The organism is Rhizobium sp. NRK18 (assembly GCF_024385575.1).
Taxonomy (GTDB): Bacteria; Pseudomonadota; Alphaproteobacteria; order Rhizobiales; family Rhizobiaceae; genus JANFMV01.
In genome coordinates this window covers 2,609,297-2,632,549 of sequence record NZ_JANFMV010000001.1, presented here as the reverse complement: position 1 = coordinate 2,632,549, position 23,253 = coordinate 2,609,297, and the positions used below count along the sequence as shown (strand labels likewise).

The window sequence follows — 23,253 nt, the reverse complement described above, 5'->3', positions numbered from 1 at the left end:
GCCATGGCGGATAGGACGATAGGATCGGACAGCGTATCGCTCGTGGCGGATTGCAGCCGTTGCGCGGCGCTCTGCTGCGTCGCCTTCCCTTTCGACAAGGGTGACGAGTTCGCCTACAACAAGGACGCCGACGCGCCCTGCCTGCATTTGTCCGCACGGCATTCCTGCACGATCCACAGCATGCTGGAAGAGCAGGGGTTCTCCGGCTGCGTCGCCTTCGATTGCAAGGGCGCCGGTCAGCGTGTGACGCAGGAGGTGTTCGGCGGTCGCTCCTGGCGTGACGATTCCGGCATCGCACCCACCATGTTCGAAGCCTTCCGGATCATGCGCCGGGTACACCAGAACCTCGATTATCTGGGCATGGTGGCGGAGCTGCCGCTGACCGCCGAGCAGGAAGCGCGGCGCGTCGACCTTTTACGCCAGCTGAGCCCGGAAGGCGGCTGGACGGTCGAGACGCTGAAAGACTACCAGCACGGCCCGCTGCCGCGCGCCGTCGCCGGCTTCCTTGCCTCGCTTAAAGACGCAGCCGCGGGGCTGCGTCACCGTTAGAAGGCCGTGATCACAGCTCGACGGCTTCCACCTTCTTGCCGGTGAACCGGAGACCGATCTCGCCGTTGATCAGCTTCAGCGCGACGTCGCCGAACAGTTCCTTGCGCCAGCCGTGCATGGCGGCGGCATCGGCCTTCTCGCCGTCGGTCGCGATCTTTTCCAGATCGTCGCTGTTGGCGATCACCTTCGGCGCGACACCGTGCTTTTCCGCCGTCAGCTTCAGGAGAACCTTGAGCAGTTCGACCGCAGCACCCGAACCTTCCGGCGACTGCTGCTGGCGCGGCATGGCCGGCAGTTCGGACTTCGGCAGGGCAAGCGCCTGATTGACGGCGTCGAGCAGCTGCGCGCCGGCCGACGACCGTTCCCAGCCCTTGGGGATCGAGCGCAGCTTGCCGAGCGCCTCGACGTCCTTTGGCTGCTGCTGGGCGATCTCGTAGATCGCGTCGTCCTTCAGGACCCGGCCGCGCGGCACATTGCGGTTGCGCGCCTCGCGCTCGCGCCAGGCGGCGACACTCTGGAGGACGGCGAGTTGCTGCGGCTTCTTCACCCGCATCTTCAGCCGCTGCCAGGCATCGTCCGGATGCAGGTCGTAGGTTTCCGGCGCCTCGAGGATGTCCATCTCTTCCTTGAGCCAGGACGTGCGTCCGTCGCGCTCCAGCCGTTCCTTCAGCGCCATATAGACGTCGCGCAGATAGGTGACGTCGGCGATCGCGTAGTCGAGCTGCTTGTCGGAGAGCGGCCGGTGCCGCCAGTCGGTAAAGCGCGAGGTCTTGTCGATATGGGCCCCGGTGATCCGGGCGACGAGCTGGTCGTAGGAGACCGAGTCGCCATAGCCGCAGACCATCGCCGCGACCTGCGTGTCGAACAGCGGATGCGGGATGAGACCGCCGAGATTGTATATGATTTCGAGATCCTGGCGGGCGGCGTGAAAGACCTTCACGACGCTGGCATCGGCCATCAATTCGAAGAAGGGTTTGAGATCCAGCCCCTTCGCCAGCGGGTCGATCAGCACTTCCATCGATGGATTGGCGATCTGGATGAGGCACAGTTCCGGCCAGAACGTGGTCTCCCGGATGAACTCCGTATCGACTGTCACAAATTCGGATTTTGCAAGCTTCTGGCAGGCGGCTTCGAGGTCCGCGGTGGTAACGATCATGTTCTTCTTACATTCTTGAAGACGGGAAACGGGCTATTCCTTGTCGCTTTCGGCCGTGATGTCAATCGCTTGGCCCGCTTTTGCGGCCACCGTCGCGTTCGGCGGGCGGCGTGGCAAGCTTGCTGAAGTAGAGAGACGTCCGCAAAAGCGCGCGGAAACGCGAGCGCCGCTCGCCGGCCGGGATCGCAGCCCGCGCCGACATGCGATAGACGGTGTAGCCGATGAAGGCGGCCTGAATGACGGACGTGTACCAGAAGAGCGCATGCGGTCCGAAGAATTGCAGCATCACGGAGGCGAGGAACGGGCCGATCGTTGCCCCGACGGACCAGAAGAACAGAAGCCCCGCGGCAATCGAGGCATGCTGGCCGTCCTTTGCGAAGTCGTTGGCGTGGGCGGAGCAGAGCGAGTAGAGCGGCATGGCGAAGGCGCCGAAGATGAAGACGCCGGCAATGTTGCGCCACTCGCTGTTGCCGGCGCCGATCGCCAGATAGAGGCCGGCAATCAGAGCGCCGGCCGTGGTCACCAGCAGGATCTTGCGCCGGTCGATGCGGTCGGAAAAATGCCCGAGCGGATATTGCAGCACGACGCCGCCGATGATGCCGGCACTCATGAAGCTCGCGACCTCGGCGACGGAGAAGCCGACATTCGAGGCGTAGAGAGGCCCGACATAGCGGAAGGCGGCCATAGTCAGGCCCACCACGACGACGCCGACGACGGCGAGCGGCGAAACCTGCCAGATGGTGCGCACGTCGAACTTGACGGCGCCCGGCGGTGCCGGGCTCGACTTGTCGGCAATCGAGATCGGCACCAGCGACAGCGTCGTCGCCATCGATATCACCGCAAAGGCGGCAAAGCCCGGAATGCCGGCGACCGGGATCAGATACTGCCCGGCGGTGACGGAGAACAGGTCGACGAAACGGTAGATCGACAGCGTGCGCGCCCGCGTCTGGTTGGTGACCTTGGCGTTGATCCAGCTTTCGACCGTCGCGAACAGGCCGGCGACGCAGATGCCGGTCAGGAAGCGCATCAGGAACCAGAAGGCCGGATCGATCAGCAGTGCCATGGACAAGGACGCGCTGGCCGCAATGGCGGCGAGCGCGGCAAACAGGCGGATATGGCCGATCGCCCGCAACAGCCGGGTGATGTAGATGCAGCCGATGGCAAAGCCGAGCGAATAGCCCGCGCCGATGATGCCGATCAGGGTGACGGAAAAGCCTTCATAGGCACCGCGCAGCGGAATGTACGTGCCCTGCATGCCGTTGCCGCCGATCAGGATGCCGGCGGCGATGAGCAGGGGGATGAGGGCGCGGATCTGTGGCATGGCATGCTTTGCAGAGGGTCAGCGCCTGCGGCGCACGGTCAATGTCTATAACCGGAAACGATGTCGGTTGTCTCGCTGGAATGTCATCATTTCCCGACACCGCTTCGCCCTGCCATGAGGCTTCACAGGAACGGTCGCCCCATGACCGCCTGAATGAAGGTGCCGGCGACGACCGCGATGCTGAACAGGCTGCCGGCAAACAATCCTGGAATCAGCAGTCGCGGCGCAATCGCCTCCAGCAAAACCCCTAGGATCGGCAAGGCCTGCATGATGTGGGTGGCAAAGAAATGCGGCACCCTGAGATCTCCGCCGCTTCGCGACCAGCCGAAGAGCATGAGACCGCCGGCATCGCTGCGAACCCCGCCGACCCAATGGCCCGGACCGCCGATCTGGCCGCTGCCGAGGGCAAAGGCCGTGATGAGCGTCAAGATGCTGCCGAGCACCAGTCCCCAGCCGCCGCCAAGCTGCAATCCGCGCGAGGCATCCGCTGCCGGCCTTGTCAAAAGGTAGAGGCCGAGCACGAGACTGGAGAGCACCAGCAAGGCCGCACCAATCCCCATCAGGCTATAGGCCAATCCTTCGATCTGTGTCTCGGAATTGAAATGTGAGGCCCGGCCGCGGGCAGCCTGAAGGGTGATGTAAAGGATCTCTCCCGTCGCCGTCATTGCCGCGACCAGGCAGGCGATCCATACGCCCCAGCCGTTTCTCGACGTGGTCTCGATTTGCGGCAGCAGAACGGCGAGCGTGCCCAGCATCATGATCAGCGAGGCCTGGAACTTCAGCGGTTTGCTCCAGACGCTGACGCCGTTGAGCAGTCTGTCGTCCAGCACCAAGGCGGCAAGGCTCGGCAACATCAGCGCAAGCTGGATGCCGATGGCGATCATCAGCAGGTTGTGAGCGCTGGAAGTGTCGGAGCGGAAGGCCCAGACTTGCCCGGACAATGGGGCAGGGGATTGACCAGACAACAGGCTCATGGCTCAGGCCTTTCTCTTGCTGAGCGCCATGTCCGCGGCGCGCGTGACGTAGAAGATCAAAAGCCCCAGGGGGCCGAACAGGAATGTGGCAATCAGGATTGGCGCCTGCAGGATGCGGTTGGTGCCATGCTTGTCCGCTTCGAGCGCGATCCATGTTCCGATGAAGAGGTCAAAGGCGAGATAGTGTATCCAGCCGGCAAGCAGTATCGCGTCGCTGGAAAACAGCGTCCGAACCTCGGCAATCGAACCGAAGCCGCCCCCTTGTATGCGAAAGAAGTAGACAAGGATGAGCGTGGCATAAGCCAGCGCGAGAATGCCGATCACTGCGTATCGCAGGAAAGCGATCAGTGCCGGCCAGCGTGGCAGCAAGACAAGCGCCAGCCACCCGCACATGGCGAGCGTGCTAGCCGCCGAGAACACCATATCGAAGGACATCGAAACCTCATCTTGGCAGTGACAAGATTAGCCTATCGTAAATCTGGGCGCTGTCAAGATAAGGTTTTGACAGTGCTCCCGTCTCCGGACTATGAAGTGGCATGGCGCGCAAGACAGCATATCATCATGGTGATCTGAGGCAGGCCCTGTTCGACACGGGTCTGGCCATGCTGGAGGAAGTGGGGCTGGAGGGAACATCCCTGCGCAAGATCGCCGCCCGCGTCGGGGTATCCCATGCCGCGCCGGAGCATCATTTTCCCACACTCCGTCACCTCTTCAATGCGATGGCGATCGAAGGCTTCATCCGGTTTCGGGCATCCATGCTGGACGCCATGCGGATGAGTGATGCCAACGATGCCGATCAACTGCGCGGCGCCATGCGCGGCTATCTGGCGTTTGCAGTGTCCCATCCGAATCTGTTTCGGCTGATGTTCAACAAGAACAGTCTCGATTGGGACGATCCGAGACTCGGCGAGGCGGCGCAGCCCGCACGTCAGGTGCTGGCCGACATCTGCAAGCCGGCTGCCATCCGGATGGGTGTGGACACGCCGCAAGGACGCATATCCATCGAACATCTGGTCTGGTCGCACATTCATGGTTACGCGCATCTGGTGATCGACCAGAAAATTGCGGCCGACAGCGCAGTCACCGGCGCGGCGCTTGCGCCGCCTTTCGATCTGGCCGGACTGCTGTTGCCCATGGACGTCAAGGACTGAGGGCTTGGCTAAAACAGCGCCTACCAGCATCGGTTTTGACCGCGAGCCTTGACAAATCCGGCGTGCCATGCGCTTGTCCGCGCGATTTAAAACGCCCGAGACTCCGCCTTTGCGGGTCCCCATCAAGAATATGCAGGATCAAACCATGCACCGTTACCGCAGCCATACCTGCGCCGCCCTTCGTAAGTCCGACGTCGGATCGACCGCCCGCATTTCCGGCTGGGTTCACCGCGTTCGCGACCATGGCGGCGTTCTCTTCATCGATTTGCGCGACCATTACGGCATGACCCAGGTCGTCGCCGATCCGGACAGTCCGGCCTTCAAGATGGCCGAAACCGTGCGCGGCGAATGGGTGATCCGCATCGACGGCAAGGTGAAGGCGCGCACCGAAGATACCGTCAACAAGAACATGCCCACCGGCGAGATCGAGGTCTATGCCGAGGAAATCGAAGTCCTGTCGGCGGCCAAGGAACTGCCGCTGCCGGTCTTCGGCGAGCCCGACTATCCGGAAGACGTTCGCCTGCGCTACCGCTTCCTCGACCTGCGCCGCGAGACGCTGCACAAGAACATCGTCAAGCGCACGCAGATCGTCGCCGACATGCGCAACCGCATGGCCTCTGCCGGCTTCACCGAATACACGACGCCGATCCTGACGGCTTCTTCGCCGGAAGGCGCGCGCGACTTCCTGGTGCCGAGCCGTATTCATGAAGGCAAGTTCTTCGCGCTGCCGCAGGCTCCGCAGCAGTACAAGCAGCTTTTGATGGTCGCCGGTTTCGACCGCTACTTCCAGATCGCGCCGTGCTTCCGCGACGAAGACCCGCGCGCCGACCGTCTGCCGGGCGAATTCTACCAGCTCGACCTGGAAATGAGCTTCGTCACCCAGGAAGATGTCTGGAACACCATGACGCCGGTCATCACCGAGGTCTTCGAGCGCTTCGCCGAAGGCAAGCCGGTGACCAAGGACTGGCCGCGCATTCCCTATGACGTCGCGATCCGCAAGTACGGCACCGACAAGCCGGACCTCAGAAACCCGATCGAAATGCAGGCCGTGACCGAGCATTTCGCCGGTTCCGGCTTCAAGGTCTTCGCCGGCATGATCGAGCGCGACCCGAAGGTAGAGGTCTGGGCGATCCCGGCCAAGACCGGCGGCAGCCGCGCCTTCTGCGACCGCATGAACGCCTGGGCCCAGAGCCAGGGCCAGCCCGGTCTCGGCTATATCTTCTGGCGCAAGGAAGGCGAGAGCCTCGAGGGCGCCGGTCCGCTTGCCAAGAACATCGGTCCGGAACGCACCGACGCGATCCGCACGCAGCTCGGCCTTGATGACGGCGACGCCTGCTTCTTCGTCGCCGGCGTGCCGGAAAAGTTCTACAAGTTCGCAGGCGAAGCCCGCACCCGCGCCGGCGAGGAACTGAACCTCGTCGATCGCGACCGTTTCGAACTCTGCTGGATTGTCGACTTCCCGTTCTACGAATGGAATGAGGACGAGAAGAAGGTCGACTTCTCGCACAACCCGTTCTCCATGCCGCAGGGCGGCATGGAAGCCCTTGAGAACCAGGATCCGCTGACGATCAAGGCCTACCAGTACGACGCGGTCTGCAACGGCTTCGAAATCGCTTCGGGCTCGATCCGTAACCAGTCGCCGGAAACCATGGTCAAGGCGTTCGAGATCGTCGGTCTGTCGAAGGCGGACGTCGAAGAGCGCTTCGGCGGCATGTACCGCGCCTTCCAGTATGGCGCGCCGCCGCACGGCGGCGCCGCATTCGGCATCGACCGCATCGTCATGCTGCTCGTCGGTGCGAAGAACCTGCGCGAGATCACGCTGTTCCCGATGAACCAGCAGGCCCAGGACCTGCTGATGGGCGCTCCTTCGGAAGCAAGCCCACAGCAGCTGCGCGAACTGGCGCTGCGCGTCATCCCGACGGCCAAGAAGGACTGACCGTCCTTTCAGTGAACACAACAAAACCCCGGCGGATCGCTCCGCCGGGGTTTTTCATTTGTCGCTCGTTATCCGTTCAGTCGTTCGCCGTAACCGTGACGCCGAGCACCTGCGGCAGCGTCTTCGGCGCGCCCATGGCAGCGCCCATAATCATCGGGAAGGGGACGGCGTCGGCGGGCTTTGCCGAGATGGTGATGTTCTGCGGGTTGTCCAGATAGGTGTTCACCGCCTGGCTGACCATGTTCTGCAGTTCCGGAATCTGCAGCTGCGCCATGCCGATCGGCACCATGGCCTTGAGCATCTGCCCCATCTGCTCGCCCGACATGCCCTGTTCCTTGCCGGCGACGTCCAGCGCCCGCTTGGTGATCGAGTGATCGTCGAAGCGGATCGTCGCGCCAACGAAGCTCAGCTGCTGCATCAGGCCGAGCATGGCCATGCCGGCAGCCTGTTGGGATTCCGGCGTGTTGCCGCCGGCCTGGGCAGTCTTGGTGGCTTCCTGCAGGGCTCTGACGAATTCCAGCGTGTAGCCGGAAATCGACAGGCCGATATCGAGCTTGCCGACCTTGTCGAAGTCGTAGGCCATCGACTGCATGTCGAGCATGCCGCTCGCCGAGTTCCAGCTGCCGTTGCCCGAGAACGTCCCGGTGACCTGCATGAGATCGAGCGCCTGCATCTTGTCGCGCGCCTTGGGATCCATGTCCTTGACGTTCGACATGTCGATGAACACGCCATTGCCGGTGTAGTCGAAGGTCAGCGTGCTGTTGTCGCTGTCGACGCCAAGGTTCATGTCCATGCCGTCCATGGAGAAGACCTTCGCGCCTTTGTCCTCGGCGGTGATCGGGCCCACATGGATGTTGCGATAGAGCAGCATGTCCGACAGGCTGGTCGGGTTCTGGCTGGCCTCGGCCGGTATGGTGATGTACGAAACCTCGATATCGCGCGCCTTGAACGAGGACTTGTCGTCGCTGAAGTCGACATTGTCGAATGTCGCCTTGCCGATCGTGTAGCCGCCGTCGCCGGCTTCCTCGACATCCGTGAGCTCGATCTTGCCGAGCGGAATTTCCTTGGCTTCGCCGGGTACGGTGATGCTGACGCCGGACAGCGTCACGTTCGACCCGCTGGTCGACACGTCCTGTGCCTTCAGGGTCAGGCCGCCCTGGGCCTCGTAGCTCTTGCTCAGGTGATCGAAGAGCTTGTTGCCGTCGACCGCTAAGGCGGACGAGCTCATGGCCGCGAAAGCAACGCCGGCCAGGAGCAGTCTTGTTTTTCTGTAATGGAACATGAAACCCCCAGAATAGAATGGTGTACGGGTACAGTATTGCCCGTCGCGTCATCTCCGCTATACGCGATCAGATGCAAACCAGTATGTCACCAACGAATACGGCGCAATAGCGGCGAGCGAGACGTCGGCGGGCGGGTTTAACGAAGCCTTAAGCGGCGCCAAAACCGGGCCGGAATGCCGAACGCCTTAATCCACAGGGGATTGCGTCACCTTTCTTGCTCCCGCTGCCGATCCCGGATAGTCAGGAAACATGGGGAAATCGCTTGTACCGCCGGGTGACGGCGGCGATCACATTCAGCCGGTCGATCTGAAGGCGGCGCTCGAGGAGCGCTACCTCGCTTACGCGTTGTCGACCATCATGCACCGGGCGCTTCCGGACGTGCGCGACGGCCTGAAGCCGGTCCACCGCCGCATCGTCCATGCGATGAGCGAAATGGGCGTTCGGCCCAATTCGGCCTACAAGAAGTGCGCCCGCATCGTCGGCGACGTCATGGGTAAGTTCCACCCGCATGGCGACGCCTCGATCTACGATGCGCTGGTGCGACTGTCGCAGGATTTCGCCATCCGCTATCCGCTCGTCGACGGCCAGGGCAACTTCGGCAATATCGACGGCGATGGCGCGGCCGCCATGCGCTATACAGAAGCGCGCATGACGGAAGTCGCGGCGCTCCTGCTGCAAGGCATCAACGAGGATGCCGTCGACCTGCGCCCGACCTACAACGAGGAAGACGAGGAGCCGGTCGTCCTGCCGGGCGCCTTCCCGAACCTGCTCGCGAACGGTGCGTCTGGCATCGCCGTCGGCATGGCGACCTCGATCCCGCCGCACAACGCGCACGAAATCTGCGACGCGGCACTGCACCTCATCAAGCATCCGGACGCCACGATCGAGAAGCTGATCGAGTTCATGCCCGGCCCGGACCTGCCGACCGGCGGCATTATCATTGAGAGCCGAGAGAGCATCATCGAATCCTACAAGACCGGCCGCGGCGGCTTTCGCGTCCGCGCCAAGTGGGAAACGGAGGATCTCGGCCGCGGCGGTTTCCAGATCATCGTCACCGAAATTCCCTATCAGGTGCAGAAGTCGCGCCTGATCGAGAAGGTCGCCGAACTCTTGATCGCGCGCAAGCTGCCGCTTCTGGAAGACATTCGCGACGAATCGGCCGAGGACGTGCGCATCGTGCTGGTGCCGAAGAGCCGCACCGTCGATCCCGTGCTCTTGATGGAGTCGCTGTTCAAGCTGACCGATCTCGAAAGCCGCATCTCGCTCAACATGAACGTGCTGTCGATGGGCAAGGTGCCCAAGGTGATGGCGCTGAACGAGGTGCTGCTGGAATGGCTGGCGCATCGCCGCGACGTGCTCATCCGCCGCTCGCGCTTCCGTCTTGCCGCCATCGAGCGCCGGTTGGAAATTCTCGGCGGCCTGCTGGTCGCCTACCTCAACATCGACGAGGTGATCCGTATCATCCGCGAGGAGGACGAGCCCAAGCAGGTGATGATGGAGCGCTTCTCCATCACCGACATCCAGGCCGAAGCCATCCTCAACATGCGGCTGCGCTCCCTGCGCAAGCTCGAGGAATTCGAGATCCGCAAGGAACACGACGAGCTGTCGCTGGAAAAGGCCGGCATCGAAGCTCTGCTCGGATCGGAAGAAAAGCAGTGGCAGACGGTTGCCTGGGAGATCGGCGAGGTCAAGAAGACCTATGCCAAGGCGACCCCGCTCGGCCGCCGCCGCACCCAGTTTGCCGACGCCCCGGAGGCCGATGACGAGGCCATCCACCAGGCGATGATCGAGAAGGAACCGATCACCGTCGTCATCTCGGAAAAGGGCTGGATCCGCGCGCTGAAGGGCCACATGTCCGACGTCTCGTCGTTGACCTTCAAGGAAGGCGACAAGATGGGCGTGTTCTTCAACGCCCAGACGACCGACAAGATTCTCGTGATTACCACCGGCGGCAAGGCCTATACGCTCGGCGCCGACAAGCTGCCGGGAGGCCGCGGCCACGGCGAGCCCTTGCGCCTGATGGTGGATATGGAGGCCGGGCACGACATGCTGACCGCGTTTGTCCATGATCCGGAGCGCAAGCGGCTGATGGTCTCGACGGCCGGCAATGGTTTCGTCGTCGCCGAAAGCGACATGATCGCCAATACCCGCAAGGGCAAGCAGATCATGAACGTGTCGCTGCCGGACGAAACGCGACTTGCCGTGGACGTCAAGGGCGACCACGTCGCCGTCGTCGGCGAGAACCGCAAGATGCTGGTCTTCCCGCTGGTGCAGGTGCCGGAAATGGCGCGCGGCAAGGGCGTACGCCTGCAGCGCTACAAGGATGGCGGCGTGTCCGATGTCCGTTGCTTTGCGATGGAGGAGGGGCTGACCTGGGACGACAGCGCCGGCCGCACCTTCGTGCGCAAGCGCGAGGAGCTCACCGAATGGCTCGGCGACCGCGCCACCGCCGGACGGCTCGTGCCGAAGGGCTTCCCAAGGTCAGGCAAGTTCTGAAGACGTTGAGGGACGGCCGCTGAGATATTGAATAGCGGCCTTCGCCTTACTCCTGGCTATCGTCGAATTCCTGTTCGGCATCCGGTACGAACCGCTGCCAGCCTCTGGGCATCAGGTGTTCCTGCGGCTGGAAGCGGGTCTTGTAGTGCATCTTCTTCGAGCCGTTGACCCAGTAGCCGAGATAGACATGCGGCAGGCCCATCGCCTTGGTGCGGCGGATATGGTCGAGGATCATCAGCGAGCCGAGCGAACGACGCTCCAGTTCCGGATTGAAGAAGGAATAGACCATCGACAGGCCGTCGCACATGACGTCGGTCAGGGCTGCCGCGATCAGTTCGCCCTTCTTCTCGCCGCCCAGCCCGTCGCCGGGCTCGCGGATGCGGTACTCGATCAGCCGCGTCGTCACATGCGTGTCCTCGACCATGATCGCATAGTCGAGCGAGGACATGTCCGACATCCCGCCCTTCTGGTGGCGATCGTCAAGATAGCGGCGGAAGAGCGAGTATTGCTCGGGGGTCGGCTGCGGCGGCAGTTCGGTCGCGACCACGTCCTTGTTCGCCGCTAGGATGCGCTTCATCGAGCGTGTCGGCTTGAACTCGTCGGCGAGGATGCGCACGGAAACGCAGGCCCGGCAGGTCTCGCAGGCCGGACGATAGGCGATGTTCTGCGACCGGCGGAAGCCACCCTGCGTGAGAAGGTCATTGAGCTCGGAGGCACGCGGGCCGACGAGATGCGTGAAGACCTTGCGCTCCATTTCGCGCGGAAGATAGGGGCATGAGGCTGGCGCTGTCAGGTAGAACTGCGGGGAGGTCGCGACTCGTGTGTTCATCTGAGGCTTGCGGATCCTTGGTTTCGAAGATCAGAAACCATAATACCATGGCGCAACTATTGAAAACGTCAACCAAATGATGACGACGAGCGGCGTGCCGGCCTTGATGAATTCCGCGAAACTGTAGTGGCCCGGGCCCATGACGAGCAGGTTCGTCTGATAGCCGATGGGTGTGGCAAACGAGCAGTTGGCGGCAAAAATAACAGCCATCGCAAAGGCTTCGCGCGAAACGCCGACCTTGTTTGCGATGTCGAGCGCAATCGGCATGAACAGCGCTGCGACCGCATTGTTGGACAGGACGTTTGTCATCACCGCCATCAGCAGGAACAGGACCGAGAGGATGACCGACGGCGGCGCACCGTCCATCAACGACACGGTTTCGGTGGCGATCAGGTGTGCGCCGCCGGTTGATTCCAGCGCCGTCGCCATGGCGATGGATGTGCCGATCAGAAGAAATATCTGCTTGTCGAAGGCGCGGCTCGCCTGATTGATGGTCAGGCAGCCCGTGGCGATCATCAGGACGGCGCCGGCAATGGCGTTGACGACGATCGGCGACACGTCGAAGGCTGACAGCAAGACGATGCCGGCGAAGATCAGCGCGGCGAGGATCGCCTTCTGCCGCTGCGGTACGGCTTCGGCCGAATGTTCCAGCAGCAGGATGTCGTGGTTGCCGCGCATGGATTCGATGGCTTCCAGCGGCCCGCCGAGCAGCAGCGTGTCGCCGGCCTCGAGACGGACTTCGGACAGCGCCGTTCGTGCCATGCGGCTCTTGCGCTGAACGCCGAAGACGGCCACCCCGAACTGCGGCTGCAGGCCGGAGAGCTGGATGGTGCGGCCCTCGAAGCGCGAGCCGGGTGCGATCACCGCTTCCACCAGATGGTAGTCGGCGGCAGGCGGTGCCGGATCGGCAAGCGTTTCGCCCGGAGCATTGGAGTGTTCGAGCGCCGGGCCCTTCTCGCCCTTGGCGATCGCTTCCATGAAGGCCTTGCGTGTGCCGGTGACGATCAGCTTGTCGCCGGGCTCGAGGATGACGCCGTCATAGGGCGGCAGGATCGGCACGTCGCGGCGAAGCAGAAGGCGCGGCGTCAGGTTCTTGATGTCCGGAAAGAAACCGGCCTTGGACTGCATGCCAGCAAAGCGATGGCCGCTGGTGATGACGATTTCGCCGAGGAACTGCGCGCCGCTCATCGTCTGCTGCGTCGATTGCGACGGCCGCTCCTTCAGGAGTTTCGGCAGAAGGAAAAGCACATAGATCGAGCCGACCAGTGCCAGGATGAGCCCGATCGGGCTCATGTCGAACATGCGGATGTCGACATGGTATTTCGAGGCGATGCCGGCGGCGATCATGTTTGTCGACGAGCCGATCAGTGTCGTCATGCCGCCGAGAATGGTGATGAAGGACAGCGGCATGAAGACCTTGGCCGACGGCACCTTCTGTTTTGCGGCAATGAAGGCGAGGATTGGAATGAAGATCACCACCACCGGCGTGTTGTTGAGGAAGGCGCTGGTGAAGCCGGTGACGCAGAGAATGATGATGACCGTTCGCCACGGCTTGTTGCCGCCGAGCTGGCCGAGGAAGCGGGCAGGGGCCTCCAGCGCGTCGGTGGCAAAGAGCCCCTGGCCGATGATCAGGAGCGCGATGACCGTCGCAAGCGCCGGATTGCCGAAGCCTTCGAGCAGGGCGTTGACGCTGAAGGTGCCGCCGCCGTCGAGCGGCATCGGGAAGAGCCCGAAGGTGATCAGCAGTGCCGCAAGCGTGCCGAGCGACACCGCTTCGATGGAAAAGCGGTCCGAGGCAAATGCAAGAATGGTGGCAGCAATGATGAGAAACGTAACGACAATATGAAAATCAGCCATTCAAGCCTTCCGCCAAAGTCCCCGTACGGTGTCCTGATGCCGAATATGAATGCCCCGGTATCTGCAGAGATATTTAATGTCAGGGCACGAGCCGGGACAGACTATCCGTTTCCACCGGCGCGGCAAACGGAAAATTCTTTTTCAAAAATGACGAAAGCCGTCCGATTGTGATCGGGCGGCTTCGGCTTGGGAGGCAGGTTGGTATCTTTTCGTCAGTCGGTGCGCATGACGACGGTTCCGAGCAGCAGGTCGTGCAGCAGGCGGCCACGCTCGGTGAAGAGACCGGCCAGCAGGATCAGCGGCGTCAGCACCGAGTTGAAGATCCAGAACAGCACGAGGTGTACCAGGGCCGTCAGGAAATCGATCCGGCGACCGTCAAGGCGGACCATGCGGGTGTTCATCGCCCGCATGCCGAGGGAAGCCTGCGACGGGCCTGACAGCGTCATGCCGAAATAGAGACCGGCAACCAGGAAGAACAGCACCGGATACAGGAGAAAGCCAAGACCGAGCGTCACGACGCCGATGAAGGCGACGATCACCGCTGCCGGAATGCACAGCAGCAGAACGATCAGGTAGTCGAGCAGGAAGGCAAGCACGCGGCGGCTCAAGATGCCGCTATAGGCTTGCCATTCGTCGCGCGGGCCATAGGGTTGAACTTCGGGCAGTGCCATTTTCGTCTCCGGACTATCGTTCTCGCCTCTATTTGGGAACGATGCCGGGCAACTGCAAGTTCCTCGGCGGGCTCCGCTATCCCTTCGCCAGGATTTTTGCTACCTCGACCGAGAAATAGGACAATATCCCGTCGCAGCCGGCGCGCTTGAAGCAGAGCAGCGTCTCCAGCATCATGCGCTCGCCGTCGATCCAGCCATTGGCGGCGGCCGCCTTGATCATCGAATACTCGCCCGAAACCTGATAGGCGAAGACCGGCAGGCCGAATGCCTCCTTCATGCGCCAGCAGATATCGAGATAGGGGAGCCCCGGCTTGACCATCAGCATGTCGGCGCCTTCCTCGACGTCGAGCGCGGCGTCGCGGATCGCCTCGGTGCCGTTGGCCGGATCGATGTAGTAGCTCTTCTTGTCACCCTTCAGCAGGCCGCCGGTCGAGATCGCCTCGCGGTACGGGCCGTAGCAGCCCGAGGCGAATTTCGTCGCATAGGACATGATGCCGACATTCTGGTGCCCGGCCGCGTCGAGTGCGCGGCGAATGGCGCCGATGCGCCCGTCCATCATTTCGGAAGGCGCGATGATGTCCGAGCCGGCATCGGCCTGCATCACGGCAGCGCGGGCGACGAGGTCCACCGTCTCGTCGTTGACGATCTCGTTGCCGCGCAGGATGCCGTCATGACCGTGGCTGGTGAACGGATCGAGCGCCACGTCGGTGATCACCCCGATGTTGGGCACGTGCTTCTTGAAGGCAGCCGTCGCCTGGTTCAGGAGGTTGTTGGCGTCGAGGATGTTCGATCCGGTCTGGTCGCGCAGGTCCATTTCGATGTTTGGGAAGGTGGCGACGGCCGGAATGCCGAGATCGGCGGCTTCCTTAACCGCTTCGACGGCGACATCGACGCTCATGCGGTTCACACCGGGCATGGCCGGGATCGGCTCGGAGATGTTGGTTCCGGGAACGAGGAAGATCGGCCAGATCAGGTCGTCGACCGTCAGCCGGTTCTCCTGCACCAGGCGGCGCGTCCAGTCCGCCTTGCGGTTGCGCCGCATGCGGCGGTGGCCGGTGATCTCATCGACGATATGGGTCTTGTCCGTCATCTTGTTCCGTCCGTTCTGCTATAGTGTGTCGGTTCATTATCACGGGCAAAACCAGAAAAGAACCGCAGGGGGAAGGGGAGGCAATAGGCATGATGCCGCATTATCCATTATCGTTCGGCCATGTACTCTGATTCTCACGCCAAGGCGCAGCCGACGCTCACGGAGCGACTCTTCCTTCTCTTCCTGAGATTGATCGCGGTCGCATGCTTCTGGTTCGGCCTGCAGTATTGGGCCATGCTCGTCGGCTTTTCGCTCGATGGTCGCGGGCGCTTCGATCTCCTGTCCGTGCCGTGGCGCACGGCGGCAAGCGCGCTCGCCGTGCTGTTTCCGATCGCCTCTCTGGGGCTGTGGGTGAATGTGTCGTGGGGCGTCGTGGTCTGGGTGCTGGCCGCCAGCACGCAGATGCTGATGTACAGTCTCTGGGCGTCGTCTTTTGGCTCGAACTGGGTCATTTTCCCGATGCACGCCACCGTCGTCGTGGTCTACTGTCTCTTCCGTTTCCTGATCTGGCGCGAGCAGGACAAGCATGGTCGGGATGTAACGGTTGATTCACCCTGAAACGCACTCGGCTTTTGGTAACAGCCTGTTAAGCCTGCGTTTTAAGTAGAATTTTATGTGTATTCGATAGGGTCTCACTCAAGGCGGGAAGAACCAGACACCGCCAAACAAAACAGTGAGGCAGTATCATGAACACCAATCTTCAGACCAAATCTGTCGGCCAGACCGATGCCAATGCCGAAGACGCGATCCGCGACCTCTACATGGAATCCCTGCACCTGGTCGAGCGGCTACACCGCCGTCTCCTCGACGTCATCAAGGACGAGTTCGACCGCCAGGGCCGCAGTGATGTCAACGCCGTTCAGGCGCTGCTGCTCTTCAACATCGGCAACTCCGAACTGACCGCCGGCGAGCTGCGCTCGCGGGGCTACTACCTCGGCTCGAACGTCTCCTATAACGTCAAAAAGCTGGTCGACCTCGGCTTCATCAACCACCAGCGCTCGCGTGTCGACCGTCGTTCGGTCCGCATCAGCCTGACCGACAAGGGCCAGGAGATCGCCGAAGTGGTCGGAAAGCTCTACGAACGCCATATCGGCTCGATCCAGAAGGTCGGCGGCATCGGCGAAGACGAATTCGGCCAGATGAACCGTCTGCTGCAGCGCCTCGACCGCTTCTGGAACGACTCGATTGCCTACCGCATGTAATCTGCTGTCGGCAGGCCTTTGATGAAAGCCGGGGGACACCCCGGCTTTTCGCGTTTTTGGCGCTTCGCCCGACTGGGCATGCCCGCAGGCAGACACGAAACGGCCATATTGCCGTGTGAAACAGCGAGCGAAATTTCCCCACGCGAAATTGACGAAATGCATTCGTCGCTTATTTCCGGATAAGGGTGGCCATTCGCCGCCCGTCGGGGTAGAAAATGCGCATGAAAATCCGCTTCGCGAGCCTCTCGCGGCGGTACGACCGAACAGCCAAACGCGAATGAATTGAAGAGCCTCATCTGATGTCGAGAAAAAATTCCAATCCGTTCTCCCGCCGCGCGTTCCTCGGCACTGCCGCAAGCATCGGCGCGCTGGCAGCGACCGGCCGCGCCAATGCCCAGTCGGTGCTCGACAGTCTGATCAACGCCCCGGAGCGCGGCAACTGGGACGACCAGTTCGACGGCAACTCGTCGCGTCAGGCCGTTGCGGTCGTCTCCAACAATCCAGTGCTGGGCCCGTCCGCGGTCTCCAATATCAGCCAGGCGATTTCCGATTACCAGATGATCGTCGCCAATGGGGGCTGGCCGATGGTCGACGGCAGCCAGAAGCTGCGTCTCGGCTCGGTCGATCCTACGGTGCGCAACCTGCGCCAGCGCCTGATCGTTGCCGGCGACCTGCCGCAGTCGGCAGGCGTTTCCGACGCCTATGACAGCTACGTCGACGGCGCGGTGAAGCGCTTCCAGGGCCGCCACGGCCTGCCGGAAGACGGCGTTCTCGGCGAATACACGCTGAAGGCCATGAACATCACCGCCGATGTCCGTCTGGCGCAGCTCAATACCAACCTGAAGCGCCTTCAGGAGATGTCGCCGGATCTCGGTCAGCGCTACGTCATGGTCAACATTCCGGCCGCCTATATTGAAGCCGTTGAGAACGATCGGGTGGCGCTCCGCAACACGGCGATCGTCGGCCGCATCAGCCGCCCGACGCCGATCCTCGATTCCAAGATCTACGAAGTGATCCTCAACCCCTACTGGACGTCGCCGCGCTCGATCATCCAGAAGGACATCATGCCGCTGATGCGTAAGGATCCGGAATATCTGACGAAGAACAACATCCGTCTGTTCGACGCCAAGGGTACGGAAGTCGATCCGTCGACCGTCGACTGGAACGCCGAGAAGGCCCCGAACCTGATGTTCCGCCAGGACCCGGGCGCCAACAACGCCATGGCCTCGACGAAGATCAACTTTCACAATCAGTATTCCGTCTACATGCACGACACGCCGCAGCAGGGCCTGTTCAACAAGCTGATGCGCTTCGAATCCTCCGGCTGTGTGCGTGTTCAGAACGTGCGCGACCTCATCACCTGGTTGTTGCGCGACACGCCCGGCTGGTCCCGCCAGCAGATCGAGGCGGTCATCCAGAGCCGCCAGAACAATCCGATCGAGCTGACCCAGGAAGTGCCGGTCCATTTCGTCTACATCACCGCATGGTCCGCCAAGGACCGCGTCGTGCAGTTCCGCGACGACATCTACAAGATGGACGGCGCCAACGAGCTGGCGCTCAACACGACCTCCGGCATTGAGCAGATCTCCGGTTCGGTCGAGGACGACCAGGTGCCGCAGCAGTAAGGCTGCGGTCTCCGGGAAGACCTGAAGTTCAAAAAGGCAGGTTTCCGCGAGGAGCCTGCCTTTTTTGCGTTACGGTGAAAAAGGATCAGGAGGGCAGCGCGTCGGCCTTCTTCTCCGCATCTGCAAGCGTTGCGGCCAGAATGTCGACGATCTCGAAAACCGCGCGGTTCTCGGGAATGTTGGTGCGGATATTGGCCCTGTAGCTGTCGAGATTGTCGAGCAGCCGTTCGGTCGCCTCGGTGATGCCGCGCCGGAAGCTGCTGACGACGATCCCGAGTCGGTTTTCGTCCACCCAGTCCGGATTGGGCTTTTCCTGCGGCATCGTGTGGGTGTTCTTCTCGACGATCACCGGCAGGCCCATATGAACGGCCTCGCTGATGCTGCCGGGGCCGGGCTTGCCGATGAAGAAGTCCGCAAGCCGCATGTAGTCGGCGACGTTGGAGACAAAGCCCACGGCATGGCAGCGGGGCCGGTCGGCGAGCGCTTCCAGGAGCTTGCCGTTCTTGCCGCAGAGCACGATCGCCTGGATCTTTCGCTTCGATTGCGAGAACTGCTCGAGGATCGCCTCCGTCGCCTTCGACGAACCGTTGCCGCCGAACATGATGAGGGCCGTCGGCAGGTCGGGATCGAGGCCCAGCGACTGGCGCGACAGCCCGTTGTCCTGGGAGGGCGCGTAGAAGGAGTGCTTGAGGATCATGCCGGAGACAAGGTGGATCCGGTCTTTGGCGTAATAACCCGTCGAGACGGCCTGCTCGAAGGCCTTCTTCGTGCCGCAGACCATGATCTGGTCCTGGTCTTCCATCCAGAAATGCGGCGGGCAGTCAACCATGTCGGTGATCACGGTCACATAGGGCACATGCCCGTGGACCTTGCGCAGCGCTGCGAACATCACCCGGTTGAAATTGGGAATGACGGAAACGACGAGATCGGGGCGGGGAGTGTGGGGATCGCTCCAGCGCGCCGCCAGCAGCCGCTCGATGTCGGCCGATTGCCGGCGGATGAAGGCCTGAAGGACCGGCAGGATCGTGCCCATGCCGCGGGTGGCGCCGCGTTTCAGCGCGTTGTTGTAGATGTCCTGCGCCTGCCAGGGCTCCATGGAGATGCGTGGCGCGACCGGGGTCAGGAGCTTCGACAGCGATCCGGTCACCGCCCGCGTCAGCCGGTGGACCGGGTCGATCGGTTCGAGCTGCTTTTGCAGATCCACGGGGATGACGGTCCAGTCGGGGTGCCTGTCGGCAATCAGGCGGCTGAGCGCCGTCATTGCGTTGCGATGGCCGCCGCCGGCATCGAAATAGAAGATTTCGACGACCTTGGGCGATGCTGTGGCAGTCTCGATCAAATTCATGCCCTCATCGTAGCTCGCGCGCATATTTGAGGTTTTGCGTTGTCAGTCAAGGGTGTGGAGCGCTCTTGCCGGGTGCGTTTAGACGCATGCGGGGCGGGCGGGTGACGCAAACGGGCGCATGCGCTGCGGATTGATGCGCAAATATCACGCCCTGTATTGCTCTTGCCCGGTCCGGGCGGTAATACGCCATTCGCCTACTTCAGTTTCAGGCCACAGCAGGAGCCACCCACGATGACCGCATCAGACGCCTTCTTCACCCGCACGCTTGCCGAAACCGATCCGGATATCTTTGGCGCGATCGAGAAGGAGCTGGGCCGCCAGCGTCACGAGATCGAACTGATCGCCTCCGAGAACATTGTCTCGCGCGCCGTCCTGGAAGCGCAGGGCTCGATCATGACCAACAAATATGCCGAAGGGTATCCGGGCAAGCGCTATTACGGCGGCTGCCAGTTCGTCGACATTGCCGAGGAGCTGGCGATCGAGCGCGCCAAGAAGCTTTTCGGCGTCGAATACGCCAACGTCCAGCCGAACTCCGGCTCGCAGATGAACCAGGCCGTGTTCCTGGCGCTGCTGCAGCCCGGCGACACCTTCATGGGCCTCGACCTCAACTCCGGTGGTCACCTGACACACGGTTCGCCGGTCAACATGTCCGGCAAGTGGTTCAACGTCGTTTCCTACGGCGTGCGTGAAGGCGACAACCTGCTCGACATGGACGAAGTCGAAGCCAAGGCCAAGGCAAACAAGCCGAAGCTCATCATTGCCGGCGGCACCGCCTATTCCCGCATCTGGGACTGGAAGCGCTTCCGCGAGATCGCCGATTCGGTCGGCGCCTACCTGATGGTCGACATGGCGCACATCGCCGGCCTCGTCGCCGGTGGCGTCCATCCGTCGCCGTTCCCGCATTGCCACGTCGCCACCACCACGACGCACAAGTCGCTCCGCGGCCCGCGTGGCGGCATGATCCTGACAAACGACGAGACGATCGCCAAGAAGGTTAACTCGGCCGTATTCCCCGGCCTGCAGGGCGGCCCGCTGATGCACGTCATCGCCGCCAAGGCCGTCGCCTTCGGCGAAGCGCTGCAGCCGGAATTCAAGGACTATGCCGCACAGGTCGTCAAGAACGCCAAGACGCTATCCGACACCCTGATCGCAGGCGGCGTCGATGTAGTCTCCGGCGGCACGGACAACCACCTGATGCTGGTCGACCTGCGCAAGAAGAACGCGACCGGCAAGCGCGCCGAAGCAGCCCTTGGCCGCGCATACATCACCTGCAACAAGAACGGCATTCCCTTCGACCCCGAAAAGCCCTTCGTTACCTCCGGTATTCGCCTCGGCGCGCCGGCCGGCACGACGCGCGGCTTCAAGGAAGCCGAGTTCAAGGAAATCGGTAACCTGATCATCGAAGTGCTCGATGGCCTCAAGGTCGCCAATTCGGACGAGGGCAATGCCGCCGTCGAGGAAGCGGTGCGCGGCAAGGTGGTCAGCCTGACCGACCGCTTCCCGATGTACCCCTACATGTAAGGAGCGAGGATGCGCTGTCCCTTCTGCGGATCGCTCGACACGCAAGTCAAGGACTCCCGTCCGGCGGAGGATGGCACGGCCATCCGCCGCCGGCGCATATGCCCGGATTGCGCCGGACGCTTCACCACGTTCGAGCGCGTCCAGCTGCGTGAACTGACGGTTTTGAAGAAGACCGGCCGCAAGGTGCCGTTCGACCGTTCCAAGCTGGTCCGCTCCTTCGAGATCGCGCTGCGCAAGCGCCCGGTCGACGAGGAGAGGATCGAGCGCGCCGTTTCCGGCATCGTCCGGCGGCTGGAAAGCTCCGGCGAGGTCGAGATCCCGTCCGAGCAGATCGGCCTGCAGGTATTGGAATCGCTGAAGGCGCTCGATGACGTCGCCTTCGTGCGTTACGCGTCGGTCTATCGCGATTTCTCGCATGCGGAAGACTTCGAGAAGGTGATTGAAGAGATCAACGCCAAGATCGGCCGCGATCACGCATTGGATTGAGCCCATGGGCTTCACGCCGGACGACAGGCGGTTCATGGCTGCGGCGCTCAGCATCGGACGCCGCCACCAGGGCCTGACCGGTTCGAACCCCTCCGTCGGCTGCATCATCGTCAAGGATGGCAGAATCGGCGCGCGTGCGGTGACCGCGCGTGGCGGCCGACCGCATGCCGAGACGCAGGCGCTGGACATTGCCGGTGAGGCGGCGCGGGGCGCGACCGCGTACGTGACCCTTGAACCCTGTTCCCATCACGGTCGCACGCCCCCTTGCGCGGATGCGCTGGTGGTTGCCGGCATCGTCCGCGTCGTTGTCGCCGTCGCTGATCCGGACGCGCGGGTGTCCGGCCGCGGCCTGAAGCGGCTGGAGGAGGCCGGCATCAAGGTCGAGACGGGCCTCCTGGAGCGGGAAGGGGAGCGGGACCTTTCCGGCTACCTGTCGCGGCAGTTGAAGCGGCGCCCGCAAGTGATTCTCAAGATGGCGATTTCCGCCGACGGCAAGATCGGCCGGCACGGCGCCGGGCAGGTGGCGATCACCGGTGACAAGGCGCGCGCCGAGGTCCATCGTCTGCGGGCAAAATGCGATGCCATCATGATCGGCATCGGCACTGCGCTTGCCGACGATCCGGAGCTGACCTGCCGCCTGCCGGGCTGGGAAGACCGCTCGCCGCAACGCATCGTCATCGACCGCAGGCTCGACCTGCCGCTCGGCTCCAGGCTGGTCCAGTCGGCTCGCCGCGTCCCGGTCATCGCCGTCGCCGGCAGCGAGGATTTTCCGGAGTTCGAGGCACGCAGGGCCGCACTCGCCGAGGCCGGGGTCGAGGTGGTGTCCTGCACGCCGGACGATCCGCTGGCGCTCCTGGAGGCGCTTGCCTCGCGCGGCATTTCCTCGATCCTGCTGGAGGGTGGCGCGAAGACCGCCGAACGGTTTCTGGCAGCAAACCTCGTCGACTGCGCCATTCTCTATTCCGGGCCGGCAGAGATCGGAGAGGACGGTATTGCCGCGCCGCTCGATCCGTCCCATATGCCGGACGATTTCCGTCTCGTGAAGACGGGCCATGTCGGCGCCGACCTGCGGCGCGTCTATGAAAGGGTCGCCTGAATGTTCACCGGAATTGTCACCGATATCGGCACCGTCGTTTCCGCAACACCGATGAACGAAGGCGTGAAGTTGCGGGTTGCCACCAATTACGACCCGAAGACCATCGACATGGGCGCGTCGATTGCCCATTCCGGCGTCTGCCTGACGGTGACCCGCCTGCCCGAAGACGGATCGAACGACCGCTGGTTCGAGGTCGAGGCGTGGGAGGAAGCGCTGCGGCTGACCACCATCGCCGGCTGGGGCGAGGGCACGAAGATCAATCTCGAACGCTCGCTGAAGATCGGCGACGAACTCGGCGGCCACATCGTTTCCGGTCACGTCGACGGGCGCGCGAAGATTTTGTCGATCGAACCGGAAGGCGACGCCGTCCGCTTCCGTCTGCGTGCGCCGCAGGGGCTCGCCCGTTTCGTCGCTCCGAAGGGTTCGATCGCGCTCGACGGCACCTCGCTGACGGTCAACAAGGTCGACGGCACGGACTTCGACGTGCTTTTGATCCGCCACACCCTGGAGGTCACCACCTGGGGCGAGCGCAAGGCGGGTGACGAGGTCAATTTCGAGGTCGATACGATGGCCCGCTACGCGGCTCGGCTGGCGGAGTTCAAATAGCGCATTCCGCACGCGAAAACCCCCGCATTCCGAGGAATGCAGGGGTCTCCGAAAGGAAC

20 protein-coding genes and 1 pseudogene are annotated in these 23,253 nt (G+C 62.7%); 11 read left to right on the top strand and 10 right to left on the bottom strand.

Going from position 1 to position 23,253, the window contains the following annotated elements:
- Positions 1-3 precede the first annotated feature (3 nt).
- On the top strand, positions 4-549 hold the full coding sequence (locus NN662_RS12370; protein ID WP_261930552.1) for a hypothetical protein: 546 nt from the start codon (positions 4-6) through the stop codon (positions 547-549).
- A 10-nt stretch (positions 550-559) separates the two neighbouring features.
- On the opposite strand, the gene rnd is transcribed toward NN662_RS12370, so the two are convergent.
- From rnd to NN662_RS12350, 4 genes are all read right to left on the bottom strand, one after another.
- A complete protein-coding gene (gene rnd, locus NN662_RS12365; RefSeq protein WP_261930551.1) occupies positions 560-1,705 on the bottom strand; it encodes a ribonuclease D in 1,146 nt (381 codons plus the stop codon).
- Between the two features lie 61 nt (positions 1,706-1,766).
- Positions 1,767-3,026, bottom strand: coding sequence for an MFS transporter (locus NN662_RS12360; protein ID WP_261930550.1), 1,260 nt, complete (start codon positions 3,024-3,026; stop codon positions 1,767-1,769).
- 122 nt (positions 3,027-3,148) lie between these two features.
- Positions 3,149-4,000: a hypothetical protein gene (locus tag NN662_RS12355; protein WP_261930549.1), complete on the bottom strand. Its 852-nt coding sequence runs from the start codon at positions 3,998-4,000 to the stop codon at positions 3,149-3,151.
- A 3-nt stretch (positions 4,001-4,003) separates the two neighbouring features.
- A complete protein-coding gene (locus tag NN662_RS12350) occupies positions 4,004-4,435 on the bottom strand; it encodes an ABA4-like family protein (protein WP_261930548.1) in 432 nt (143 codons plus the stop codon).
- A gap of 101 nt (positions 4,436-4,536) precedes the next feature.
- Here NN662_RS12350 and NN662_RS12345 point away from each other — a divergent pair, with 101 nt between their 5' ends.
- Entirely contained in the window at positions 4,537-5,151 is a 615-nt protein-coding gene (locus tag NN662_RS12345) for a TetR/AcrR family transcriptional regulator (RefSeq protein ID WP_261930547.1), read from the top strand.
- A gap of 145 nt (positions 5,152-5,296) precedes the next feature.
- Positions 5,297-7,087: an aspartate--tRNA ligase gene (gene aspS / locus NN662_RS12340; RefSeq protein WP_261930546.1), complete on the top strand. Its 1,791-nt coding sequence runs from the start codon at positions 5,297-5,299 to the stop codon at positions 7,085-7,087.
- A gap of 76 nt (positions 7,088-7,163) precedes the next feature.
- Here aspS and NN662_RS12335 read toward each other — a convergent pair whose 3' ends face one another.
- A complete protein-coding gene (locus tag NN662_RS12335; RefSeq protein ID WP_261930545.1) occupies positions 7,164-8,369 on the bottom strand; it encodes a hypothetical protein in 1,206 nt (401 codons plus the stop codon).
- A 250-nt stretch (positions 8,370-8,619) separates the two neighbouring features.
- Here NN662_RS12335 and parC point away from each other — a divergent pair, with 250 nt between their 5' ends.
- Positions 8,620-10,866 carry a DNA topoisomerase IV subunit A gene (parC, locus tag NN662_RS12330; protein WP_261930544.1) on the top strand — a complete coding sequence of 749 codons (2,247 nt, stop codon included), beginning with the start codon at positions 8,620-8,622 and terminating at the stop codon, positions 10,864-10,866.
- Positions 10,867-10,912: 46 nt separating this feature from the next.
- On the opposite strand, the gene NN662_RS12325 is transcribed toward parC, so the two are convergent.
- From NN662_RS12325 to hemB, 4 genes are all read right to left on the bottom strand, one after another.
- Complete coding sequence (locus tag NN662_RS12325) at positions 10,913-11,695, bottom strand: arginyltransferase (RefSeq protein WP_261930543.1); 783 nt, start codon at positions 11,693-11,695, stop codon at positions 10,913-10,915.
- Between the two features lie 30 nt (positions 11,696-11,725).
- Positions 11,726-13,552 (bottom strand): SLC13 family permease, encoded by a 1,827-nt coding sequence (locus NN662_RS12320; protein WP_261930542.1) that lies wholly within the window; start codon positions 13,550-13,552, stop codon positions 11,726-11,728.
- A 212-nt stretch (positions 13,553-13,764) separates the two neighbouring features.
- Positions 13,765-14,223 (bottom strand): RDD family protein, encoded by a 459-nt coding sequence (locus NN662_RS12315; protein ID WP_261930541.1) that lies wholly within the window; start codon positions 14,221-14,223, stop codon positions 13,765-13,767.
- A gap of 76 nt (positions 14,224-14,299) precedes the next feature.
- A complete protein-coding gene (hemB, locus tag NN662_RS12310) occupies positions 14,300-15,313 on the bottom strand; it encodes a porphobilinogen synthase (protein ID WP_261930540.1) in 1,014 nt (337 codons plus the stop codon).
- A gap of 120 nt (positions 15,314-15,433) precedes the next feature.
- Between hemB and NN662_RS12305 the strand changes: the two genes are divergently transcribed.
- The 3 genes and pseudogenes from NN662_RS12305 (at position 15,434) to NN662_RS12295 (ending at position 18,140) form a co-directional block, all read left to right on the top strand.
- The gene (locus NN662_RS12305) at positions 15,434-15,871 is read left to right on the top strand and encodes a DUF6163 family protein (protein WP_261930539.1); all 438 of its coding nucleotides are present in this window, start codon (positions 15,434-15,436) and stop codon (positions 15,869-15,871) included.
- Positions 15,872-15,990: 119 nt separating this feature from the next.
- A pseudogene (gene ldtR, locus NN662_RS12300) lies at positions 15,991-16,515 on the top strand (transcriptional regulator LdtR); the annotation flags it as partial.
- 299 nt (positions 16,516-16,814) lie between these two features.
- Positions 16,815-18,140 (top strand): murein L,D-transpeptidase, encoded by a 1,326-nt coding sequence (locus tag NN662_RS12295; protein ID WP_261930537.1) that lies wholly within the window; start codon positions 16,815-16,817, stop codon positions 18,138-18,140.
- Positions 18,141-18,225: 85 nt separating this feature from the next.
- Here NN662_RS12295 and NN662_RS12290 read toward each other — a convergent pair whose 3' ends face one another.
- Positions 18,226-19,485 (bottom strand): glycosyltransferase, encoded by a 1,260-nt coding sequence (locus NN662_RS12290; RefSeq protein ID WP_261930536.1) that lies wholly within the window; start codon positions 19,483-19,485, stop codon positions 18,226-18,228.
- A gap of 231 nt (positions 19,486-19,716) precedes the next feature.
- Between NN662_RS12290 and glyA the strand changes: the two genes are divergently transcribed.
- From glyA to NN662_RS12270, 4 genes are read left to right on the top strand one after another with little or no spacing between them, the layout of a single operon-like run.
- Positions 19,717-21,006: a serine hydroxymethyltransferase gene (glyA, locus tag NN662_RS12285; RefSeq protein ID WP_261930535.1), complete on the top strand. Its 1,290-nt coding sequence runs from the start codon at positions 19,717-19,719 to the stop codon at positions 21,004-21,006.
- 9 nt (positions 21,007-21,015) lie between these two features.
- Entirely contained in the window at positions 21,016-21,492 is a 477-nt protein-coding gene (gene nrdR / locus NN662_RS12280) for a transcriptional regulator NrdR (RefSeq protein ID WP_261930534.1), read from the top strand.
- A gap of 4 nt (positions 21,493-21,496) precedes the next feature.
- Positions 21,497-22,588, top strand: coding sequence for a bifunctional diaminohydroxyphosphoribosylaminopyrimidine deaminase/5-amino-6-(5-phosphoribosylamino)uracil reductase RibD (gene ribD, locus NN662_RS12275; RefSeq protein WP_261930533.1), 1,092 nt, complete (start codon positions 21,497-21,499; stop codon positions 22,586-22,588).
- Positions 22,589-23,194, top strand: coding sequence for a riboflavin synthase (locus NN662_RS12270; protein WP_261930532.1), 606 nt, complete (start codon positions 22,589-22,591; stop codon positions 23,192-23,194).
- Positions 23,195-23,253: the final 59 nt, after the last annotated feature.